This is a genomic window from Pseudomonas sp. FP453, from assembly GCF_030687495.1.
GTDB lineage: Bacteria > Pseudomonadota > Gammaproteobacteria > Pseudomonadales > Pseudomonadaceae > Aquipseudomonas.
This window is the reverse complement of record NZ_CP117435.1, coordinates 3,440,529-3,460,296: the sequence shown is the minus strand read 5'-3', so window position 1 is coordinate 3,460,296 and position 19,768 is coordinate 3,440,529. Positions and strand designations below refer to the sequence as shown.

Annotated in this window: 18 protein-coding genes and 1 pseudogene; 12 read left to right on the top strand and 7 right to left on the bottom strand. The window is 61.0% G+C overall.

Features of this window, described 5'->3' with window-relative positions; genetic code table 11:
• Nucleotides 1–223: 223 nt before the first annotated feature.
• Complete coding sequence (locus tag PSH87_RS15475; RefSeq protein WP_017737256.1) at nt 224–448, top strand: DUF465 domain-containing protein; 225 nt, start codon at nt 224–226, stop codon at nt 446–448.
• A gap of 150 nt (nt 449–598) precedes the next feature.
• On the opposite strand, the gene PSH87_RS15470 is transcribed toward PSH87_RS15475, so the two are convergent.
• A complete protein-coding gene (locus PSH87_RS15470; protein WP_305430087.1) occupies nt 599–1,975 on the bottom strand; it encodes a VOC family protein in 1,377 nt (458 codons plus the stop codon).
• 289 nt (nt 1,976–2,264) lie between these two features.
• On the opposite strand from PSH87_RS15470, the gene PSH87_RS15465 reads away from it, so the two are divergent.
• Together PSH87_RS15465 and PSH87_RS15460 are read left to right on the top strand one after the other, a co-directional pair.
• Nucleotides 2,265–3,674, top strand: a complete 1,410-nt coding sequence (locus tag PSH87_RS15465; RefSeq protein WP_305430086.1) for an OprD family outer membrane porin — start codon at nt 2,265–2,267, stop codon at nt 3,672–3,674.
• 68 nt (nt 3,675–3,742) lie between these two features.
• Nucleotides 3,743–6,379 (top strand): glucosidase, encoded by a 2,637-nt coding sequence (locus PSH87_RS15460; protein ID WP_305430085.1) that lies wholly within the window; start codon nt 3,743–3,745, stop codon nt 6,377–6,379.
• A 147-nt stretch (nt 6,380–6,526) separates the two neighbouring features.
• Here the strand turns inward: PSH87_RS15460 and PSH87_RS15455 are convergent, their stop codons facing one another.
• Nucleotides 6,527–6,841 (bottom strand): SCP2 sterol-binding domain-containing protein, encoded by a 315-nt coding sequence (locus PSH87_RS15455; protein WP_026136838.1) that lies wholly within the window; start codon nt 6,839–6,841, stop codon nt 6,527–6,529.
• Nucleotides 6,842–6,897: 56 nt separating this feature from the next.
• Nucleotides 6,898–7,608: a histidine phosphatase family protein gene (locus tag PSH87_RS15450; RefSeq protein ID WP_017737251.1), complete on the bottom strand. Its 711-nt coding sequence runs from the start codon at nt 7,606–7,608 to the stop codon at nt 6,898–6,900.
• Between the two features lie 194 nt (nt 7,609–7,802).
• On the opposite strand from PSH87_RS15450, the gene sohB reads away from it, so the two are divergent.
• On the top strand, nt 7,803–8,828 hold the full coding sequence (sohB, locus tag PSH87_RS15445) for a protease SohB (RefSeq protein WP_207046359.1): 1,026 nt from the start codon (nt 7,803–7,805) through the stop codon (nt 8,826–8,828).
• Nucleotides 8,829–8,893: 65 nt separating this feature from the next.
• On the opposite strand, the gene PSH87_RS15440 is transcribed toward sohB, so the two are convergent.
• A complete protein-coding gene (locus PSH87_RS15440) occupies nt 8,894–10,441 on the bottom strand; it encodes an MFS transporter (protein WP_305430083.1) in 1,548 nt (515 codons plus the stop codon).
• A 151-nt stretch (nt 10,442–10,592) separates the two neighbouring features.
• Here PSH87_RS15440 and PSH87_RS15435 point away from each other — a divergent pair, with 151 nt between their 5' ends.
• On the top strand, nt 10,593–11,462 hold the full coding sequence (locus PSH87_RS15435) for a LysR family transcriptional regulator (RefSeq protein WP_305430082.1): 870 nt from the start codon (nt 10,593–10,595) through the stop codon (nt 11,460–11,462).
• Nucleotides 11,463–11,715: 253 nt separating this feature from the next.
• Nucleotides 11,716–13,273: pseudogene (locus tag PSH87_RS28860) on the top strand (transporter associated domain-containing protein).
• Here PSH87_RS28860 and PSH87_RS15420 read toward each other — a convergent pair.
• The 3 genes from PSH87_RS15420 to PSH87_RS15410 all read right to left on the bottom strand — a co-directional run bounded on the left by PSH87_RS15420 (nt 13,254) and on the right by PSH87_RS15410 (nt 15,072).
• Entirely contained in the window at nt 13,254–14,333 is a 1,080-nt protein-coding gene (locus PSH87_RS15420; protein ID WP_305430081.1) for a GGDEF domain-containing protein, read from the bottom strand. The pseudogene PSH87_RS28860 and the gene PSH87_RS15420 sit on opposite strands and share 20 nt — an antisense overlap.
• Before the next feature lie 48 nt (nt 14,334–14,381).
• Nucleotides 14,382–14,747, bottom strand: coding sequence for a thioredoxin family protein (locus PSH87_RS15415; RefSeq protein ID WP_305430080.1), 366 nt, complete (start codon nt 14,745–14,747; stop codon nt 14,382–14,384).
• Between the two features lie 76 nt (nt 14,748–14,823).
• Nucleotides 14,824–15,072: a hypothetical protein gene (locus tag PSH87_RS15410; RefSeq protein ID WP_305430078.1), complete on the bottom strand. Its 249-nt coding sequence runs from the start codon at nt 15,070–15,072 to the stop codon at nt 14,824–14,826.
• 333 nt (nt 15,073–15,405) lie between these two features.
• Between PSH87_RS15410 and PSH87_RS15405 the strand changes: the two genes are divergently transcribed.
• The 6 genes from PSH87_RS15405 to PSH87_RS15380 all read left to right on the top strand — a co-directional run bounded on the left by PSH87_RS15405 (nt 15,406) and on the right by PSH87_RS15380 (nt 19,760).
• Complete coding sequence (locus PSH87_RS15405; protein WP_010210965.1) at nt 15,406–16,254, top strand: transporter substrate-binding domain-containing protein; 849 nt, start codon at nt 15,406–15,408, stop codon at nt 16,252–16,254.
• Nucleotides 16,255–16,306: 52 nt separating this feature from the next.
• A complete protein-coding gene (locus tag PSH87_RS15400) occupies nt 16,307–16,969 on the top strand; it encodes an amino acid ABC transporter permease (protein ID WP_124526745.1) in 663 nt (220 codons plus the stop codon).
• An 11-nt stretch (nt 16,970–16,980) separates the two neighbouring features.
• Complete coding sequence (locus tag PSH87_RS15395) at nt 16,981–17,643, top strand: amino acid ABC transporter permease (protein WP_017737241.1); 663 nt, start codon at nt 16,981–16,983, stop codon at nt 17,641–17,643.
• The gene (locus tag PSH87_RS15390; RefSeq protein ID WP_017737240.1) at nt 17,640–18,422 is read left to right on the top strand and encodes an amino acid ABC transporter ATP-binding protein; all 783 of its coding nucleotides are present in this window, start codon (nt 17,640–17,642) and stop codon (nt 18,420–18,422) included. Before PSH87_RS15395 ends, PSH87_RS15390 begins: the two co-directional genes overlap by 4 nt.
• Before the next feature lie 16 nt (nt 18,423–18,438).
• A complete protein-coding gene (locus PSH87_RS15385) occupies nt 18,439–18,828 on the top strand; it encodes a RidA family protein (protein ID WP_017737239.1) in 390 nt (129 codons plus the stop codon).
• Between the two features lie 167 nt (nt 18,829–18,995).
• Nucleotides 18,996–19,760 (top strand): IclR family transcriptional regulator, encoded by a 765-nt coding sequence (locus PSH87_RS15380; RefSeq protein ID WP_207044041.1) that lies wholly within the window; start codon nt 18,996–18,998, stop codon nt 19,758–19,760.
• The last annotated feature ends 8 nt before the right edge of the window (nt 19,761–19,768 follow it).

The window sequence follows — 19,768 nt, the reverse complement described above, 5'->3', positions numbered from 1 at the left end:
ATCAACCTGTGGGAACGGGCCCCTGTGGGAGCGGGCTTGCCCGCGATGGCGGAGTGTCAGTCACCGATAGTTTGGATGGACTACCGTAATCGCGGGCAAGCCCGCTCCCACAGGGGCCCTTGTCCACATTTAGAGCAGTGTCTTGACCTCAAACATGACAAGACCCCGCGCAATGGTCTAGCTTCAAGGGCGTAAGCCATTGATCAACTTGCGGAGGTACGCCATGCCAGTGAAACACGACCTGTATCAGGACTTGGGGTTGAGCAAGGACGTCATTCACGAACGCAGGGCGGGCGACAAGCGTCTGGATTCGCTGCTCACTCAATACGACGACGCCGACAAGGAGGTGCTGAAGGCCGAATCGGCCAGTGCCAGCGATGAGGATGTGGAGAAGCTGAAGAAGAAGCGGCTGTTGATCAAGGACAAGATTGTGGAGCAGTTGGGTTAACTGATGTTCCTACAGAATTAGGTCATATTTGTTCAGAATTGTCTGGAGGACAGTGCCCGGCGCAGTCCCTATGATGCCCACCGCCCACCCGGCTCTTGGGGGCTTTTACGGTGTAAGGATTACGCCGATGAGCCGGGTGGGTATCTTGTTTCACCCATGCAGCGCTTGAGTGCAGGCCTCTATCGAGCGCTGCTGCGTCTGCTCATACAGCTTCAACTCATCAATCGTCCGCCGCCCCAGCGCCAGCTCAAACTCGGCCCGGTTCGAATTGGCCGCGTAGTGACTTTGCGCCGCATCCCCCAGGTTTGACTGAAAAATCCCCGCCGCACTCACCGGCAGGAAATCTTCGTACACCAACGGTTCCACCGCCACATGACCTGCTGCGATCAGCGCGTCCAGTGTGCGCGGTTGATCGGCTTGGCCGCGTGCCGCCAGGCCTGGTGTGGTGGCGAAGTAGCGGAAGTACGCCAGGCCCTGCTCGCGCATCTGCGCGTGGTTGTCGGGGAAGGCCTGGAAGTGCTGTTCGATCAATTGCACATAACGCGCGGCGTTGCCCTCAGTGGGGAACGCGCCCAGCTCGTCGCGTGCGGCATTCAACAATTGGTCATACAGGGTGCGGCCTTTGGGGGTGAGTGCCACGCCGCGCTGCTCGATCTCGCCGAAACGGGCACTGTGGCTGCCCTGGGCGTCGGTGAAGGCGATGGCTTCGTCGAGGGCCTTGAAGCTGGTCTGGCGCAGCAGGATCGGGCACTGGCGGCGTGGCGGACCTTCGATCACGGCCTTGGGGGTGATGCCTTTGCCGGGCATGGCGGCCTGGACCTGGTCGATGTCCAGGGTGCGCGGCGTCAGGTGGTTGATGTGCGGCCCCTTGAAGGCCACCACGTCGGCGATCAGGCGGTGCTGGTCGCTGAGTTGCTGGTAGTGGGCGCGGGTGACGGTGGCGGTGTGGTGCCAGCGGAAAGTTTCCAGGGCCTCGCGGATAAACTCCTCGGCGTCCACCGCGTTGAGACCGTCAGCCTTTTCCGCCTGTTCGATCAGCGCCAGGGCGCGGTCGGTGAAGATGTTGCGTTTGGCCAGGACGGTTTCGGCAAAGGCGCGCAGTTCGGGGTTTTCGATCAGTTCCAGGCGCAGCAGCGAGGTGAACACGCGAAACGGGCTGGTTTGCAGCGCCTGCTCATGCACCGCACGAAACGCGGTGGAATGCACCGGTACGCCGGCCGGGGTCAGGTCGTAGTAGCCCACCGGTTGCATGCCCATCACCGCAAACAGGCGGCCGATGGTGGCCAGTTCGAAGGCGGTGCCCAGGCGGATGGCGCCGTGGCGTTCCATGTCCAGGCGCTGGATCTCGCCGGTACGTTGCAGCTGTTGCGCCAGCGCTGGCTGGGCGTCGAGCACACGGGTGTTGGTCTCGGCCACCAGCGCCATCAGCGCGCCATACAGTGGGACTTCATCTCGGTACATGTCGGACATCGCCTTGGAAAAGCCCTTGCGGATCTCGTCGGGGCTGACATGTGCAGTGGTAGGCATAGAAAAATTCCTGATGACGGTGGCGATGAACGTGGCCTTTTTCTGGATTTTGTTGAGCGCCCGCCACACTTGCAAACGAAGAATCCTCTGGACTTCATTCCTTGGATGAATGAGATGACGTGAATATGACAAAAATCGTCCGGCTGAAAATTTCATTTTCCGCTGTTTTTCCTAACTAATTCTTCACGCAGTCGCCCCCACCCGGCATGAAAGAATCGTCACGTTCGCAAGGATGAAAACGCCGTTTTACACATCACACACATAAAAAAATGTTTAGGGGCCGTCGTTAATGAAAATTTCTACACTGGCGTTGTCGATCACCGCCGCCGTTCTTGCACAACACGCGTTAGCTGATGATTTCGGGCTCGGCTCCCTGGGCACGGGCACCGGTCACAGCGGTTTCCTGGAAGACAGCCATGCCTCCGTGAGCTCGCGGACCATGTACTACAGCGCTGACAACCGCTCGGTCACCAACAACGACCTGCGCGAAACCGCCACCGCGCTGCGGTTTGACTACAAGTCCGGCTTCACCCAAGGCACCGTGGGCGTCGGTTTTGACCTGATGGCGTTCGGCGCCCTGCGCCTGGATGGCGGCGATGGCCACACCGCAGGCGCGGGTCTGGCGGGTAACGGCAACAGCTTCTTCCCGACGAAGAACAACGGCACTGAACCGGCCGACTCTTTTGGTCGTGCCGCGGGCAACGTGAAGTTCCGTATTTCCCAGACCGAGTTGCACGTCGGTGGTGGCTTGGCGCCGGTGTTGCCGATCCTGGTGTCCAACGACAGCCGCGTGGCCCCGCAAACCTTTGATGGCGGCATCCTGACGTCGAGCGATATTCCCAACGTGACCTTCACCGGCGGTGAACTGAACCGCGCCGAAGGCCGTGCCTCCAGCAACTCCACCGGTTTGAGTGTGGCGGGTGGTCAGCGCGACAGCGACAGCTTCAAGTTCGGGGGGGTGGACTACAAGCCGTTTGGTTCTTCCGACAACGTCATCGCGAAAAACCTGACGTTGCAGTACTACTACGCCCAACTGCAAGACTTCTACAAACAGAACTACTTCGGCCTGGTCCACGTACTGCCGCTGGGCAATGACCAATCGTTCAAGACTGACCTGCGCTACTTCGACAGCAGCAGCGACGGCAAGAACGGCCAGAGCGGCTACCAGTTCAACAACAACGGCGGCTATGCCCGGCACGCCAACGAAGTCGACAACAAAACCTACAGTGCGGCCTTCACCTACCAACTGGGCGGCAGCAGCCTGATGCTTGGCCATATTGGCGTGGGTGACGACGGCGGCTTTGTCTGGGTGAACCAGGGCAGCCTGGCTGATCCGCACGCACAAGGTGCCGGTGGCAGCGACTTCTACCTGTTCACCGACGCCGTGGTCGGCCAGTTCTCCCGTGCGGGCGAGCAGGTCAACTTTGGTCAGTATTCGTATGACTTCAAGGCCTACGTACCTGGCTTGAAGGCGTCCGTGGCGTACCTGGATGGCCGGGATATCAAGGCGAAGGTGGCCGGTGGCCCTGACCAGAAAGAAAACGAAGCCGACTTCCGTCTGGACTACGTGGTGCAGGCCGGTCCTCTGAAAGGCTTCGGTACCACCTTCCGTACCGGTACCTACCACGGCAAGAACACCGGCACTGCCGATCAGGATCAAACCCGCCTGATCTTCAACTACACCTACGCGATCTTCTAAACCTTCATGTGCATACGGGCGTGGATGGGTCCTACACTGCACCTCACCTTGTAGGCGCAGGAGGCCCCATGACGGCCACGCCCGTAACGCGGATTTCTGACACGATCGAAGGCCAACGCCTGGCAACCAGCGACGCCGAGCGCTGGCGCGAGTGGGGCCCCTACCTGAGCGAACGCCAATGGGGCACGGTGCGCGAAGACTACAGCGCCGATGGCGACGCCTGGGCCTACTTCCCCCATGACCATGCACGCAGCCGCGCCTACCGTTGGGGCGAGGACGGCCTGGCGGGGTTCAGTGACAAGGCGCAACGCTGGTGCCTGGGCCTGGCCCTGTGGAACGAGCGCGATGGAATCATCAAGGAGCGCCTGTTCGGCCTGAACAACGCCGAGGGCAACCACGGTGAAGACGTCAAGGAACTGTACTTTTTCGTCGATGGCGTACCGAGCCATGCCTACATGCGCATGCTCTACAAATACCCCCATGCTGCCTTTCCGTACGCCGACTTGCTCAGCGAGAACGCCCGCCGTGGGTTGGCTGACGCCGAGTACGAAATCCTCGATACCGGAGTATTCGAAGACAACCGCTACTGCGATGTCAGTGTCGAATACGCCAAACATCAACCCGACGATATTTTCATGCGCATCACGGTGCACAACCGTTCGGATCAGCCGACGCGGTTGCAGGTGTTGCCCCAACTGTGGGCGCGCAATGATTGGAGCTGGACCGTCGATGCGCCCAAGCCACAGTTGACGCTGGACGGCGACCAGGTGCTGGCACGCCATCATGAGTTGCCTGACCGCCATCTAAGCGCGTGGGGCGAGGAGGGCGTCGAGTGGCTGTTCTGTGAAAACGAAAGCAACTATCCCCGGCTGGATGGTCAACCGGCACCAGGGCCGTTCAAGGACGGGATCAACGAGTACGTGGTGAGCGGTGTTCAGTCGGCGATTCGCCGTGACTGCGGCACCAAAGTCGCTGCGCGGTTTGTCCTCAATCTGGCGGGCCTGGAGCGCAAAATAATCTACCTGCGTTTTGCGTCGGTCGGTGCGCCTCGGGTCAACGCGCGCAAGCTGTTTGAACAGCGCCGCCATGAAACCGACGACTTTTACGCCGCCTTGCAGCAGGACATTGCGTCTGAGGACGCTCGCAACGTACAGCGTCAGGCATTGGCCGGTCTGCTGTGGTCCAAGCAACTCTATTATTTCGATGTGAACCAATGGCTCGATGGCGACCCGGCCCAACCTGCGCCACCGCCCGAGCGCTTGCATATCCGCAATACCCATTGGCGGCACCTGTCCAACTTCGACATCCTCTCCATGCCCGATACCTGGGAATACCCGTGGTACGCCTCCTGGGACCAGGGCTTCCAGGCCGTGGCCATGGCGCTGATCGATCCGGCGTACGCCAAGCAACAGCTGTTGCTGCTGGTGAAGGATCGTTTCATGCACCCCAACGGCCAGTTGCCGGCGTATGAATGGCGCTTCGACGACGCCAACCCGCCGGTGCACGCCTGGGCCAGTTGGCGCGTGTATCAGCAGGACAAGGCGCTGACCGGCGTAGGCGATATGGACTTCCTGGAAAGGATATTCCACAAGCTGCTGCTGAATTTTTCCTGGTGGGTCAATCGCAAGGATGCCGAGGGGCGCAATCTGTTCCAGGGCGGGTTCCTGGGGCTGGACAATATTGCCTTGTTCGACCGCTCGGCCGCGCTGCCGCCGGGTTATCAGCTGGATCAGGCCGACGGTACGGCGTGGGTCGCCGCCTATGCGCTGGACCTGATGCGCATCGCCCTGGAGCTGGCCAAGCGCAATGTGGTGTACGTGGACATCGGCGTGAAGTTTTTCGAGCACTTCTTGTACATCGCCGGGGCTATCAACCGCGTGGATGACAGCGCCGAAGGCTTGTGGGATGAACAGGACCAGTTTTTCTACGACGTCCTGCACCGCCCCGACGGCAGTAACGAACCGGTACGCCTGCGCTCCATGGTCGGGCTGATGCCCCTGTTTGCCGTGCTGGTGCTGGAACAGCACGAGCATGAAGGCCTGGAAGGTTTGCGCGAGCGTTTGCTGGGGTTCATGAAGCACCGGCCCGACTTGGCCAAGCTGGTGTCGCGCTGGAACGAACCGGGCCAGGGCAATCGCCTGTTGCTGGCGCTGCTGCGCGGTGAGCGCACCAAGGACCTGCTGCGGCGCATGCTCGATGACGCTGAGTTCTTGTCGGCGTTTGGTGTGCGCTCATTGTCCAAGGCGTTTGCCGAGCAGCCGCTGGCGTTGAAGATGAACGGCAATACGTTATGTGCAAGCTACCAGCCCGGCGAATCCGACTCGCGTTTGTATGGCGGCAACTCCAATTGGCGCGGGCCGTTGTGGATGCCGGTGAACTATATGCTGATCGAATCGCTGCGGGAATTTCACCGCTACTACGCCGACAACTTTTCGGTGGAGTACCCGACGGGCAGTGGTTATCTGGCATCGCTGGAGGAAGTGGCTGACAGCCTCAGCGCGCGGCTGACGGGGTTGTTTCTAAGGGACGAGGATGGGCTGCGGCCATCGATGGTGGGGTATGCGCAGTTGGAAGCGGACCCGGCGAGCCGTGACCTGGTGTTGTTCCATGAATATTTCCATGGCGAAACCGGGCGCGGGTTGGGGGCGTCGCATCAGACCGGGTGGAGTGCGTTGGTGGCGTTGCTGCTGCAGCCAAAAAACTGAGCATCACAGCAGATCAAAATGTGGGAGCGGGCTTGCCCGCGAATGCGGTGCGTCAGTCACTGAATCTATTGACTGATACGCCGCAATCGCGGGCAAGCCCGCTCCCACACAAGCCCGCTCCCACAGGGATTCAGGCTGGACCTTGAATCAGGAAGGGAACAGCTCGCTCAGCTTCATCGCCAGCATCATGTCGCCTTCGGTGCGCAGTTTGCCGCCCATGAAGGCCTGCATGCCGTCGGTGGAACCGTCAACGATGCCTTCCAGGGTTTCGCTGTCCATGACCAGCGTCACTTGGGCGTCTGGGTTTTCGCCTTCCTGCAATTCGCAGGTCTTGTCCTTGACGATCAGGGAGAAGTTCTTGGTGTCGTCGATGCGGAAACCGAATACCAGGTCCAGGCCGTCAGCGGCGCCTGGGTTGAATTTGGCTTTCATTGCTTCTACAGCTTTGGCTACGTCAGTCATGGTTTCGATCCTTTTATGGTGAGTCCAGTGACCTTGGGGTCACGGTTGGCCGCAGCTCATCGGAAGGTGATGAGCTGCGGCGCCTTCAACAGTTGCAAGTGGGTGTGGCTGTTGAAGGAAGCCAGGGCCACCTCGCGACCGCGGAATTTCAGCTGGTTGAGCGAGGTGTTAACAATTTGCCAGTTCAGTTCGAAGGCCTGGGCGGCAGGCATCCGGGTAATCAGGTGGAGCAGGGCAGTGATGGTGCCGCCGGAAGTAAACACGGCGATTTTCTGCGCGTTGTCCGCCGCTTCGAGAATGCGTTGCAGGCCACCCTGGACCCGTTCGACAAACCCCAGCCAGCTCTCCAGCCCCGGTGGGTCATAGGTGCCGGCCAGCCAGCGTTCGATGATCAGGGCGAAGATGCGCTGGAACTCGCTGCGGTTCTGCGCGGCATTGCGCAGGATCTCCAGGGCTTCGGGTTCGCTGGTGAGCAGGTCGGGGAGCAGGGCGCGGATGATTGCATCGGCGTCGAACTCGTTGAAGGCGCTGTCCACCTCGACTGCCGGTACCGGCAGGCCGCGGGCGCTGTACTGCTCGAAGGCGGCGCTGGCGGTGTGCTGCTGGCGGCGCAGGTCGCCGGCGAGGCAGCGGTCGAACGTCACGCCCAGATCGGCCAGGTGTCGCCCGAGCACTTGCGCTTGTTCCACGCCGACGGGCGACAGGACGTCATAGTCGTCTGCACCGAAGGAGGCTTGGCCATGTCGAATCAGATAGATGCTGCCCACGTCCGTTTTCCCGGTACGTTGAAAGTCTGGCGAGGTTATGGGGATGCCTGCGAGCTGTCAATGGAAAAACATACGCTTGTTTTAAAAGCCCGTTGGAGGCCCGCTTGCTGGCGGTTTGATCACTGGCCCGAACGCGGTGCCGCCGGTATGCTGGGGCAATCCGCGCCTGGCGCACTGCACTTGTAAGGAGCAACATGGATTTTCTGGCCGAATACGCGAGCTTCTTAGCGAAGACCGTCACCCTGGTGGTCGCTATTCTGGTGGTACTGATCAGCTTCGCCGCCTTGCGCAGCAAAGGTCGTCGCAAATCCGCTGGCCAATTGCAGGTCAGCAAACTCAATGATTTCTACAAGGGCCTGCGCGAGCGCCTGGAATCCACCCTGCTCGACAAGGACCAGCTCAAGGCCTTGCGCAAGTCCGAAAGCAAAGCCGAAAAGAAGAACAGCAAGAAAAAGCCCGAGGCCAAGCCACGGGTGTTTGTGCTGGATTTCGATGGCGACATCAAGGCCTCGGCCACCGAAAGCCTGCGCCATGAAATCACTGCGCTGCTCAGCCTTGCCACACCCAAGGACGAAGTGGTGCTGCGCCTGGAAAGCGGTGGCGGCATGGTCCATAGCTACGGCCTGGCGTCGTCGCAACTGGCGCGTATCCGCCAGGCGGGCGTGCCGCTGACCGTGTGCATCGACAAGGTCGCGGCCAGCGGCGGCTACATGATGGCGTGCATCGGCGAGAAAATTATCAGCGCCCCGTTCGCCATCCTCGGTTCGATTGGCGTGGTCGCGCAGCTGCCCAACGTCAACCGCTTGCTGAAAAAGCACGACATCGACTTTGAAGTGCTGACCGCCGGTGAGTACAAGCGCACCCTCACGGTGTTTGGCGAAAATACCGAGAAGGGCCGGGAGAAGTTCCAGGAAGACCTGGATATCACCCATCAGTTGTTCAAGAACTTCGTCTCGCGCTATCGCCCGCAGTTGGCGATCGATGAGGTGGCGACAGGGGAAGTGTGGCTGGGTGTTGCCGCGCTCGACAAACAACTGGTGGACGAACTGCAAACCAGCGACGAATACCTGGCGACCAAGGCCAAGACCGCCGAGGTGTTCCACCTGCACTATGCCGAGCGCAAAAGCTTGCAGGAACGTGTGGGCCTGGCGGCCAGCGGTTCAGTGGACCGCGTGCTGCTGACCTGGTGGAGCCGGTTGACCCAGCAGCGCTTTTGGTAATCCGACCTCTCGGATGTTAGCAGTCCCTTGTGGGAGCGGGCTTGCCCGCGAATGCGGTGGATCAGTCACTCATGTATCGACTGACGCCCTGTAATCGCGGGCAAGCCCGCTCCCACATTGATCGGGTAGCGCATCAGCAGCCCCACCACCAACGCCCCCAGCAACCCCAACCATCCCGCCACCCACAACACCCCACCGAAACCACCGACAAACGCCTGCTGTGCCAGCGGTTGCACACCGGCCCTTGCCGACGCCGGCAACAACCCCATCGCCGCTGGCATGTCACCGGCCACCACCCGCGACGCGATCCCGGCCACCTGGCCCTGCCACTGCGCATCGATACTCGCCCCCAACAATTGCTCACTGTGGCTGCTCAACAACGCCCCATACACGCCAATGGCCAGCATGATCGCGCTGAAACGCATGGTGGTACTCATCCCCGAGGCCATCCCGACACGGTCGCGCGGCACGCAGGCCATGATGTTTTTCTGCGTATCGCCATTGAGCAAGCCCGCGCCGGCCCCCGTGACCGCAATCGCCAAGGCGAAGGGCAGGTAACCGCCCGCATTCACCGCCCACGCGCTGAGCAAGTTGCCGCAGCCCACCAGGGTCAAGCCGGCGGCCATCATCGTCGCCGGGGTAAAACGCCCCGCCAGGCGTGCGCCGATACGGGGGCACACCAGCATGGTCAGGGCGAACGGCAACATGCCCAGGCCCGACGCGATGGCGGAGAACCCCAGGCCGTTCTGCAGGTAGAAGGGCAGCAGCGTCATCATCACTTGCGCGCACCCGGCGTAGGCGAACATTCCGAGCAAGGCGCCGATAAAACGCGGCTGGCGAAACAGTTGCAGGTCCACCATCGGCCGTTGCTGCACGCGTTCGACCAGCACAAATACGGCCAACAGCGCCGCGCCACCTAGCAGGCGCGCATAGGTCAGCGGGTTGTCCCAGCCGATGCGGTTGGCCTCGATCAGCCCCCAGATCAGGCACAGCAGGCTGGCGCTGAACGCCAGGCTGCCCCAGGGATCAAGGCGGGCGGACTGGGTATCGCGGGATTCCGGGATGGCCCGCAGTACCAGCGCCATCAGTGCCAGGCCCACGGGCAGGTTGAGGTAGAAAATCCAGCGCCAGCCCAGGTACTCGGTAATCAGACCGCCGAGGGTCGGCGCGGCGGTCATCGCCACGCCCATGCACGCGCCCCAGAAGGCCCAGGCTTTGGCGCGCTCCACCTCATCGTGGAAGGTGTGGCCGATGGACGCCAGGGCCGAGGTCAGCAACAGCGCTGCACCGACGCCTTTGACGGCGCGGGCGATGTCCAGCCACAACGCGCTGGGCGCAGCGCCGCAACCCAGGGACGCGAGGATGAAAATACTCAAGCCCCAGACCAGGGTTTTCTTGCGCCCGAAGCGGTCGGCAAGGCTACCGGCGGGCAACAGCAGCGCGGCGAAGGCCAGCATATAGGCGCTGACGACCCACTCGATATCGGCGAAATTGGCCCCCAGGTCGCGGGCGATGCTCGGCAGGGTGACCGCGACGATATTGGTGTCGAGCACGATCAGCGAGCAGACGCCGGAGGCGGTGAGCAACGTCAAGCGTGGGCTGACGGGCTTCATGGGCAGATTACCCGGCAGGCAATGGTGGGTGTGAAATCGCAAGGCATCGCAAAGGCTCTCTGGCTGTTAGGATTGGCCCAGCTTATCGTCGTCCAACGTTGCCTTTGTTAGGTGGCAATAAGAACTTCATTACCTTTGAGCTAATCCTGCGATGGAAATTCGTCACTTCCGCTACTTCCTGGCCGTGGCCCGGCAACGCAACTTCACCCGCGCCGCCGAGCAACTGGGCATCGCGCCGCCGACCTTGAGCCGGCAGATCCAGGACATGGAAACCGCCCTGGGCACGCGCTTGTTTATCCGCCAGCAGCGCGAAGTCAGCCTGACCGAAGCGGGCGCGGCCCTGGTGCAGGAAGCGGAAGCCACCGTGCGCCAATTCGAATGCGCCCAGCGCCATGCCCAGCGGGCCGGGCGCGGCGATATCGGGCATATCGAACTGGGTTATGTGGCATCAGCGGTGTATGGCGGCGTGTTGCAGCGGCAGATGCAGGCGTTCAGCCAGGCGTTTCCCGATGTGAGCGTGAATGTGCGCGAATGCGCGATGGCCGCATTGCCAGGCGCGGTGGCGGATGGGCGTTATGACATTGGTTACGTCCGCTCGCCCATGACCCTGCCCGATGGCGTGGAAGCGGTACGCCTGGACAGCGAAGGGTTTGTCCTGGCCGTGGCGCAAGGTTCCTGGCTGCTGGGATTGAAAGCCATCGGCTGCGAACACCTGCAAAACGAGACCTTTATCCTGCCGGAGCAGATCAGCGGCACGCTGCATGTGGCCGCCCAGGGCGGTTATGCGCCGCGCCTGGGGCCGCAGCCGGGTGGTTTGGTCGCGGTGCTGGCGCTGGTCTCGCTGGGGCAGGGCGTTGCGGTGGTGCCGGCGTCGGTGGTGGGGCATGTGACGCTGCCGAATGTGCTGTACCGGCCCATTCAAGGCAGTGACGCATCGTCGTGGCTGTCGCTGATTCACCGCCGGTTTGAAAAAGCACCGGCGGTCGCGCGGTTTATCCAGCAGGTAAAAGCGGCGCGCTGAACACGATTACAGATCTTGTAATAGTTTTGCGTTGTAGGAAATTTACCTTTCAGCTGTACGATTCAAGTCCTTTTTTATCGCAGGATTTGCATGAACACCCTCTCGGAGCCCCCCAGTCGTCTTTCCCCAAGACATCCGCTGCTGCCGTTCCCGCTGAAGCATCCCGTATTTCGACTGCTAACCTTGTCCCGGTCCACTGACCGCGCATTGCTGTGCCCGGCATTCTGAACTTCGAATTAAAGAGACTCTATAAATGGAATGGTTAGCGGATCCAACGGCCTGGCTCGGCCTGTTGACCTTGATTGTGCTGGAACTGGTGCTGGGTATCGACAACCTGGTGTTTATCGCGATCCTCGCGGACAAGTTGCCGCCCGAGCAGCGTGACCGTGCGCGCTTGATCGGCTTGTCCCTGGCGCTGTTGATGCGCCTGGGCCTGCTGGCGAGTATTTCGTGGTTGGTGACCCTCACCCAGCCGCTGTTCGAGGTGTTCGACAAGAGCTTCTCCGGCCGCGACCTGATCATGCTGTTTGGTGGTGTGTTCCTGTTGTTCAAGGCCACCATGGAATTGCACGAACGCCTCGAAGGCCACGTCGCCCAGCGCAGTGGCAATGCGGCCTACGCGATGTTCTGGCCGATCGTGGCGCAGATCGTGGTGCTCGACGCCGTGTTCTCCCTCGATGCGGTGATTACCGCCGTGGGCATGGTGGATGAACTGGCGGTGATGATGATTGCGGTCATCGTGTCCATCGGCGTGATGATCGTCGCGAGCAAGCCGTTGACCCGCTTCGTCAATGCGCACCCGACGGTGATCATGCTCTGCCTGGGCTTCTTGATGATGATCGGTTTTGCCCTGACCGCCGAAGGCCTGGGCTTCCATATTCCGAAGGGCTACCTGTATGCGGCCATCGGTTTCTCGATCCTGATCGAAGTGTTCAACCAGATTGCCCGCGCCCGTCGCAAGAAGTCGGCGCAAGGCGTGTTGCCAGTGCGTGAGCGCACGGCCCATGCGGTGATGCGCTTGCTCGGCGGGCGCAGCCTGGCGGTGGAAGAAGTGGGTGAAGAGGTGGCCGACCTGTTGGGGCGAGCCGGATACCGCGCAAGGCCCGCTGTTTGATCGCCGCGAGCGCGTGATGATCAGCGGCGTGCTGCAATTGGCCGAGCGGCCGATCCGTACGTTGATGACGCCGCGGGCCAAGGTTGATTACATCGACTTGGCGGACGATGCCGAGACGATTCGCCTGAAGCTGATGCATTCGTCCTACTCGCGCCTGCCGCTGATCCGTAATGGCGCGGTGGATGAACCCCTGGGCTTTGTGCACAAGAAGGAGCTGCTCAAGGAATACCTGGCCGGCAACGAGCCAAACCTGGAGCACCTGGCACGCCGGGCGATCAACCTGCTGGAGAGTTTCTCGGTGCTCAACGCCCTGGAGCAGATGCGCCAGGAATCCACGCACATCGCCTTCGTCATCAACGAATTCGGTGACTTCATGGGCGTGTTGAGCATGACCGACATTCTCGAATCCATCGCCGGTGAACTGCCCGACGCCAGTGAAATCGAGGGACCGGACATTGTCGAGGACGGCGCAGGTTTTCGAGTGAATGGCGCGCTCAACCTCAACCAGATCCGCCAACGCACCGGCTTCAACGCCACGGCGACCGACGACTATCAGACCCTCGCCGGCTTGGTGATGAGCCTGCTGGACCGCCTGCCGGTGGTGGGCGACAGCCTGGTGTACGACGGCTGGCGCCTGACCGTGGCGGCCGTCGAGGAGCGGCGGGTGACCCAGGTGGCTATGGTGCGTGAAACGTAAAGCGGTCCTTGCCCGCATGTTTTGACACATACAACGCCTGGTCCGCCTTGATCAGCACCTGGTTCAGGGTTTCGCCATCCTCCACCCGGGCCAGGCCGATGCTGATGGTCACCGGGTGTTGGCCGGCGTGCGCCCGCACCTGGGCGCACAGCCGGTCCGCCAACTGCGCCGCGTCTTCGCGGCGTACTCCTGCCAGGTAAATGGCAAATTCTTCGCCGCCAAGGCGCGCGTAGTCGTAGTCGTTCATCACGGCGCGGATGTCGTGGGCGACACGCTTGAGCACATCGTCGCCAACGTCGTGGCCAAACCGGTCATTCACTTTCTTGAAATTGTCGATGTCGATCATCGCCAGGTAATGGTCGTGTGTGCGCGGCTGGTGGGCGAGCTTTTGCCCGGCGTTGGCCATGAACGCGCGGCGGTTGGGGATGTCGGTCAGGGTGTCCACGTAGGCCTGGTCCAGCAGCAGCTTGGCCATGATGTAGTTGCTCAGCTTGACCTGGCGCAGCTTGAGGAAACTGTAGAGGGTCAGCAGGCTGAGAAAGCTGGAATAGAAGAACACCGTAGTGCCTTTGACTTCCAGCACCGAGGTTTCGGTGAGATAGAACGGGTTGAGTACCACCCAGGTGATCACCAGCGTAGCGGCGAATGCCCAGCGGTTCAGCGGCAGCACGGAGGCACTGTACAAAATGGTCGACGCGCCGAGGATCAGCCAGCCGGGGTGCAGGTCCATGGGCAGGCCTTCGATCACCAGGCGGATGCCGATGGCGATGATGCTGACGAAGATCAGGTTGATCCACTGGAAGTGGCGCACCTGGGTGTTGAAGGCCAGCACCAGCGTGGTGATCAACAGTGCGCTGAGAAATATCACTGAATAGAAGGTAAAACCCTGGCCGCCGCGAAAGCTGACGATCAGGTTGAACACCAGCCAGATGCTGATGCTGGCGAGGTAGATCAACAGGCAAAAGGGCTTGAGTCGCTCGAAATCATGCTGGGCGAACTCAAGTTGCAGGGCAGGTGAGGGGAGTTTCTTGAGGACTTCGGCTTCAATGGTCTTGAACATTGCTGACCCTGGCTCGGCTGAGACTGCATTGAGCAGCGTAGACGTCTGTCAGGGCCGTGCAAGGGTGGGTTTGATCGGCCGACGCCGCTTAGCATAGCGTTTGAATGTGGCCTCCACGAGTGCGGCTTGACCTTCCTCAGGGCCAAAGCCCTGGAGTTTCTCCTGCAATTGCCCGTTGACATAGACCAGCCCGGTCGGAGTGCCCGTGACCTCGCCGTGTCTTGGGGTGTGTGCACAGTCAAGCACCAAGCTCATGACGCTCGGGTATCTGGCGGCAATCATTTCAAACAGCGGCACAGCTTCGGTACACGCAGGGCAGTGGGCTGAAACAAACAGCAGAAACACCGGGCGTGACGAACTCAGCACCCGTTGGTAGTCCTCGGCATTGGCAATTGTTGCGGTGGCAAGCCCCATGGTGGTCGTCCTCCTGGGCAACGTCAGTTGAGTGCCAACGCTAAATCGAGGATTCACTACCGTCTACTGTCAACCTTCACAGGTTCGCGTCACGCTCCAGGCGTTCGCGCGCCTTGCGGGCCTGGTTCGCGCATTTCTTGTATTCCAGGTTGTCCCGCGAGGCCTTGGCCTGGCGGTAGCCGTGGTGGTTCTGGCTGGTGTAGTTGGTGCTCAAGGCTTCGTTGAGCTTGCGCAGTTCTATCTTGCAGTCGCGGCGGTCGTTGCTGGCCCAGGCGTTGGTGGCGAGCAGACAGGCGCATAAAACCAGGGTGAGGCTGAGCTTCATCGGGGCGCGATCCTTGTCGGCGGGGATGTGCAAAGGCTAGTCCAGCGTGGGGATTTTTCCACGCTGCGCGCGCACTGCAACGGTGCGCGGTAACGCAGTAATGGCGCACGGGATTGGGGCCTGTCACCGCAGTGTGGGGCCTGGGGTAGCAGGGCGGTCGCAGCTGCTGACGTAACGCCCCACCAGCCGCGAAGATTTATCTGGCTGATTTATAAAGAATTTATCCCTCGGATTTTTTTCTGTTGCAGCGTGTGGCACACTTTCTGCTGTCTATTCCGTTGTTACATACTAGGTTCCGGTATAGCGGAATACACAATCCCTGGAGTGCTTGTCATGCATCACCGACCTTCCGTGTTCAAAGCGTGTGTTTTTCTCTTCGCCGCATCGGCTTCCCTCGCAAGCATCGTGCAGGCGGCGGACAGCAAGCTCGATGATGTGCTCAAGCGTGGGCACCTGATCGTAGGTACAGGCAGTACCAATGCGCCGTGGCACTTCCAGGGAGCGGATGGCAAGTTGCAAGGGTTTGATATCGACATCGGCCGCATCGTGGCCAAGGGATTGTTCAACGACCCGAGCAAGGTTGAGTTTGTGGTGCAGTCGTCCGACGCACGGATTCCCAACCTGCTGACCGACAAGGTCGACATGAGTTGCCAGTTCATTACCGTCACCGCCAGCCGTGCGCAGCAGGTCGCGTTTACCCTGCCGTACTACCGCGAAGGCGTGGGCCTGTTGCTGCCCAACAACAGCAAATACAAAGAGATCGAAGACCTGCAAGCCGCCGGCGACGGCGTGACCGTGGCCGTGCTGCAAAACGTGTACGCCGAAGAGCTGGTGCACCAGGCGCTGCCCAAGGCCAAGGTCGACCAGTACGACAGCGTCGACCTGATGTACCAGGCGGTGAACTCCGGCCGCGCCGATGCCGCCGCCACCGACCAGTCTTCGGTCAAATACCTGATGGTGCAGAACCCCGGCCGTTACCGCAGCCCGGCCTACGCCTGGAGCCCGCAAACCTATGCGTGCGCGGTCAAGCGTGGCGACCAGGACTGGCTGAACTTCGTCAACACCGCCCTGCATGAAGCCATGACCGGTGTGGAATTCCCCACCTACAAGGCTTCGTTCAAGCAGTGGTTTGGCGTCGACCTGCCAGAGCCGGCGATTGGTTTCCCTGTCGAGTTCAAGTGATTCGTGACAACCGGGGCGCCGCCGACGGCGCCCCTATTAGGTACTGCTGACCATGAACTATCAGTTGAACTTTGCCGCCGTGTGGCGCGATTTCGACACCTTGCTGGCGGGGCTCGGTCTGGGCCTGCAACTGGCATTGCTGTCGATCGCCATCGGCTGCGTGATCGGCCTGCTGATGGCGTTTGCCATGCTGTCCAAGCACCGTGCGTTGCGCATCTTTGCCTCGGTGTATGTGACGGTGGTGCGCAATACGCCGATTCTGGTGCTGATCCTGTTGATCTACTTTGCGTTGCCGTCCCTGGGGATTCGTCTCGACAAAATCCCCTCGTTCATCATCACCCTGTCGTTGTACGCCGGTGCCTACCTGACCGAAGTATTCCGCGCCGGGCTGTTGAATATTCCCAAGGGCCTGCGTGAAGCCGGCCTGGCCATCGGCCTGGGCGAATGGCGCATCCGGGCCTACATCACCGTGCCGGTGATGTTGCGCAACGTGTTGCCGGCGCTGTCGAACAACTTTATCTCGCTGTTCAAGGACACCTCGCTGGCCGCCGCGATTGCCGTGCCGGAGCTGACCTATTACGCCCGCAAGATCAACGTCGAAAGCTACCGGGTGATTGAAACCTGGCTGGTCACGACCGCGCTCTACGTGGCTGCCTGTTACCTCATTGCCATGCTGCTCCGTTACCTGGAACAGCGTCTGGCGATCCGTCGTTAAGGAGGGTTCCCATGTACGAGTCCCCCAGCTGGCTGCATGAGTTGTGGATCGCCCGGGATACCCTGTGGGCGGGCTTTCAAGCCAGTGTGTATGTGTCGGCGCTGGCGATTATCTTCGGCACCCTGATCGGCATTGTCGCCGGGTTGATCCTGACCTACGGCAAGTTCTGGATGCGTGCGCCGTTTCGTCTGTATGTCGATCTGATCCGTGGCACGCCGGTGTTTGTGCTGGTGCTCGCGTGTTTCTACATGTTGCCGGCCCTCGGTTGGCAGATCAGCGCGTTCCAGGCCGGTGCGGTCGGCTTGACACTGTTTTGCGGCTCCCACGTGTCGGAGATCGTGCGTGGTGCACTGCAAGCCATTCCCCGCGGGCAACTGGAAGCGGGCAAGGCGATTGGCCTGACGTTCCAGCAGTCCCTGGCCTACGTGCTGTTGCCGCAAGCGCTGCGGCAGATCCTGCCGACCTGGGTCAATTCCTCCACGGAAATCGTCAAGGCCTCGACGCTGCTGTCGGTGATCGGCGTGGCGGAATTGCTGCTCAGTACCCAGCAAGTGATTGCGCGCACGTTCATGACCCTGGAGTTCTACCTGTTCGCCGGGTTTCTGTTCTTTGTCATCAACTACGCCATTGAATTATTCGGGCGCTACATTGAAAAGCGGGTGGCCTTGCCATGAACCAACCTCACATCGAGCAACCGTTGCTCAATATCCGCGGCCTGCGCAAACAGTACGGCGAGGTGGAAGTGCTCAAGGGCGTCGACCTGACCCTGCAGCGCGGCAACGTGGTCACGTTGATCGGCTCCAGCGGCTCGGGCAAGACCACGCTGTTGCGCTGCGTCAACCTGCTGGAAGAGTTCCAGGGCGGGCAGATCACCCTCGACGGTGAGTCCATCGGCTACAGCGACATCGGCGGCAAGCGCGTGCGCCACCCCGAGCGGGTGATTTCCCAGCACCGCGCCATGACCGGCATGGCGTTCCAGCAGTTCAACCTGTTCCCGCATTTGACGGCGTTGCAGAACGTCACCCTCGGCCTGCTCAAGGTCAAGAAGATGGGTAAGGACGAGGCCGTGGCACTCGCGGAAAAATGGCTCGACCGCGTAGGGCTTCTGGAGCGGCGCAACCACTTCCCCGGCCAGCTCTCCGGCGGCCAGCAACAGCGCGTGGCGATTGCCCGCGCCATTGCGATGAACCCGAGCCTGATGCTGTTCGACGAAGTCACCTCGGCCCTCGACCCCGAGTTGGTGGGCGAAGTGCTCAGCGTGATCAAGGGCCTGGCGGAAGAGGGCATGACCATGTTGCTGGTCACCCACGAAATGCGCTTTGCCTATGAAGTGTCGGACAAGATCGTTTTCATGAACCAGGGCCGCATTGAAGAGCAGGGCAGCTCGAAGGACATCTTCGAACGCCCGCAATCGCCGCGCCTGGCGGAATTTCTCAAGAACATTCGTTTTTAATCAGGAGGCTATTTTTATGAGCATTACTCGTTACGGCACCGGCAGCACTGCCGGCGGCGGCCAGCCCCGTCCTTTCGCCCGCGCGGTGGAAGCGGACGGCTGGCTCTACGTCTCGGGCCAAGTGCCAGCGGTGGACGGTGAAATCATCAGCGGCGGCATCGTCGAGCAAACCCGGCAGACCCTGCGCAATGTGGTGGCGATTCTCGAAGAAGCCGGCTACGAGTTGAAAGACGTGGTGCGTGTCGGCGTGTGGCTGGAAGACCCGCGCGACTTCTGGAGTTTCAACAAGGTCTTCGGCGAATACTTCACCCCTGAACACGCCCCGGCGCGGGCCTGTGTGCAGGCCAACATGATGGTGGATTGCAAGGTGGAGATCGATTGCGTGGCCTACAAGAAAAAGGGCTAAATGCAGCGATCTGAAGCCCACCGCTGCGCCAATGTGGGAGCTGGCTTGCCTGCGATGACGGAGTGTCAGTCAACCCATGTCTGACTGAGCCACCGCCATCGCGGGCAAGCCCGCTCCCACAGGGGTTCACTGTGCAGTATTACTACTATGACCGGACCAAAACTGCCATGACCGAAGACACCATCAAACGCCGCGCCAAAGGCCTGGACCGGGCGTTCGATATCCTCGATTTTCTCAAGGAGATCGGCCAGCCCCTGCGCCCGAATGATATTGCCAGCGGCATCGGCAGCCCCAAGTCCACGGTCTATGAGCTGGTCGCTTCGCTGCTGGAGCGGCGCATCCTCGAAACCGTGGGCAAGGACGGTCACGTCTACCTCGGCCGCCAGCTGTACTTTCTCGGCCAGGCGCACCTGCGGCACTTCGACCTGACCCGCGAGGCCGACCACGCCTTGCAGGAGATCGTCAGCCAGACCCACGAAACCGCGCAGATGTGCCTGCTCAACGGGCGCAAATACACGGTGGCGCTGATGCGCGAGGGCGAGCGGCATTTTCGCATTTCCTCGGATATCGGCGAAAACGCGCCGATCCCCTGGACCGCGTCCGGGCGCCTGTTGCTCGGGCATTTGAGCGACAAGCAGATCATCGACCTGATCGACCACGATGACTTTATCCTGCCGGACGGCCAGCGCTTGCCGCTGGACACCTTCCTCGCACAAATCCGCCAGGCCACCCTCGATGGTTTCTTTTCCTTCGACAGCGTGGCCGACACCTTTACCCATTGCTTTGCCGCCCCGGTACGGGACGCGCAGGGCATCAGCATTGCGACCCTGTGCATCGTCGCCCCACGGGCCGATGCACTGAAAAACTACAACGACTATCGCCGGGTGCTGATCGACAGCGCCAACAACCTGGCCCGTCGCATCAACGAATAGGAGCATTT

Coding starts and splice junctions, on each gene's coding strand:
- PSH87_RS15475 (WP_017737256.1), top strand. CDS start 224: ATGCCAGTGAAACACGACCTGTATCAGGACTTGGGGTTGAGCAAGGAC.
- PSH87_RS15470 (WP_305430087.1), bottom strand. CDS start 1,975: ATGCCTACCACTGCACATGTCAGCCCCGACGAGATCCGCAAGGGCTTT.
- PSH87_RS15465 (WP_305430086.1), top strand. CDS start 2,265: ATGAAAATTTCTACACTGGCGTTGTCGATCACCGCCGCCGTTCTTGCA.
- PSH87_RS15460 (WP_305430085.1), top strand. CDS start 3,743: ATGACGGCCACGCCCGTAACGCGGATTTCTGACACGATCGAAGGCCAA.
- PSH87_RS15455 (WP_026136838.1), bottom strand. CDS start 6,841: ATGACTGACGTAGCCAAAGCTGTAGAAGCAATGAAAGCCAAATTCAAC.
- sohB (WP_207046359.1), top strand. CDS start 7,803: ATGGATTTTCTGGCCGAATACGCGAGCTTCTTAGCGAAGACCGTCACC.
- PSH87_RS15440 (WP_305430083.1), bottom strand. CDS start 10,441: ATGAAGCCCGTCAGCCCACGCTTGACGTTGCTCACCGCCTCCGGCGTC.
- PSH87_RS15435 (WP_305430082.1), top strand. CDS start 10,593: ATGGAAATTCGTCACTTCCGCTACTTCCTGGCCGTGGCCCGGCAACGC.
- PSH87_RS15420 (WP_305430081.1), bottom strand. CDS start 14,333: ATGTTCAAGACCATTGAAGCCGAAGTCCTCAAGAAACTCCCCTCACCT.
- PSH87_RS15415 (WP_305430080.1), bottom strand. CDS start 14,747: ATGGGGCTTGCCACCGCAACAATTGCCAATGCCGAGGACTACCAACGG.
- PSH87_RS15410 (WP_305430078.1), bottom strand. CDS start 15,072: ATGAAGCTCAGCCTCACCCTGGTTTTATGCGCCTGTCTGCTCGCCACC.
- PSH87_RS15405 (WP_010210965.1), top strand. CDS start 15,406: ATGCATCACCGACCTTCCGTGTTCAAAGCGTGTGTTTTTCTCTTCGCC.
- PSH87_RS15400 (WP_124526745.1), top strand. CDS start 16,307: ATGAACTATCAGTTGAACTTTGCCGCCGTGTGGCGCGATTTCGACACC.
- PSH87_RS15395 (WP_017737241.1), top strand. CDS start 16,981: ATGTACGAGTCCCCCAGCTGGCTGCATGAGTTGTGGATCGCCCGGGAT.
- PSH87_RS15390 (WP_017737240.1), top strand. CDS start 17,640: ATGAACCAACCTCACATCGAGCAACCGTTGCTCAATATCCGCGGCCTG.
- PSH87_RS15385 (WP_017737239.1), top strand. CDS start 18,439: ATGAGCATTACTCGTTACGGCACCGGCAGCACTGCCGGCGGCGGCCAG.
- PSH87_RS15380 (WP_207044041.1), top strand. CDS start 18,996: ATGACCGAAGACACCATCAAACGCCGCGCCAAAGGCCTGGACCGGGCG.